Genomic DNA, 525 nt, shown 5'->3' on the forward strand with positions numbered 1-525 from the left:
GCCCGGCGGCGGCTTGCCCGCCGCAAGCGAAGGGAACAGCGTCATGCCACGCATGTGAACCACCGCATCAGCAAGGAGATCGTGTCCGGTTCTCGCGCGGGGGGGCGCCCCCGGCCGAAGGCTGGGGGAGCACCGGTCGCGGCATCGCCGTCGAGGCACTCGGCGGGATCCGCGAGCGGGTACGGCTACGCCGCGACCAGCGGGGCGCCCTCTCCTCCTGGCCCTTCCACCAGCTTGGTCAGCACCTGGCCTACAAGGCCCGCAGGGCCGGGGTGCCGTTCCTGGAGGTGGATGCGGCCTACACCTCGCAGCGCTGTCCGCGCTGCGGGCATACCGAGCGGGCCAACCGGTCCGACCGGGACCATTTCCGCTGTCGTCGGTGCGGGCTCGCTGGCCCGGCCGATGTCGTCGCCGGGGTCAACGTGCGCGATCGCGCACGCCCGGCGTGGGTGTTTGTCACCGCACCCGCACCGGCCCCCTGACACCTGTCGGGGGCTGGGTGGATGCGACCCGTGACCGTCCTGT

1 protein-coding gene is annotated in these 525 nt (G+C 73.0%); it reads left to right on the forward strand.

What is annotated here, in order from left to right:
- Window positions 1-167: 167 nt before the first annotated feature.
- Window positions 168-482: a transposase gene (locus PV419_RS53065; protein WP_319701274.1), complete on the forward strand. Its 315-nt coding sequence runs from the start codon at window positions 168-170 to the stop codon at window positions 480-482.
- Window positions 483-525 lie beyond the last annotated feature (43 nt).

The sequence above is a fragment of the Streptomyces sp. ME19-01-6 genome, assembly GCF_033793745.1.
Lineage (GTDB): Bacteria > Actinomycetota > Actinomycetes > Streptomycetales > Streptomycetaceae > Streptomyces.